The sequence below is a fragment of the Acinetobacter sp. 1125_18A genome, assembly GCF_052824985.1.
Map to the genome: position 1 here is coordinate 1 of NZ_VTDG01000064.1, position 329 is coordinate 329.

1 protein-coding gene is annotated in these 329 nt (G+C 38.9%); it reads right to left on the minus strand.

What is annotated here, in order from left to right; translation table 11 throughout:
• Positions 1-329 (minus strand): IS5 family transposase (locus FY049_RS22270; protein WP_446084442.1); only part of this gene is annotated, 329 nt, incomplete at both ends.

A 329-nucleotide genomic window follows, 5' to 3' on the forward strand; every position in this document is an offset into this window, starting at 1 on the left:
TTTCAAACCAGTAGAGTCAATCAGTAGATGGAGTCCACCACTACTTCTTTGATAGCAAATCGAAATATCAATATGCTTTTGTCTTCTACAAAGGGTGGAGTAATCTGGTGCTGCCCAATCCAAGCCAAAAAGTTGAATGAGACTTTGAACAAAGCCAGTGACCATACGTAAAGACAGACGGAATAAGGATTTAATCATTAAACAACATTGGATTGCTGTATCTGAATAGGTTTGATTTCGACCTTGTTTGCCATGCGGTTGTTCATACCACTGAGTATTTGGATCAAACCAAATGGCAATATTTCCACGATTAATGAGAGCTCGGTTGT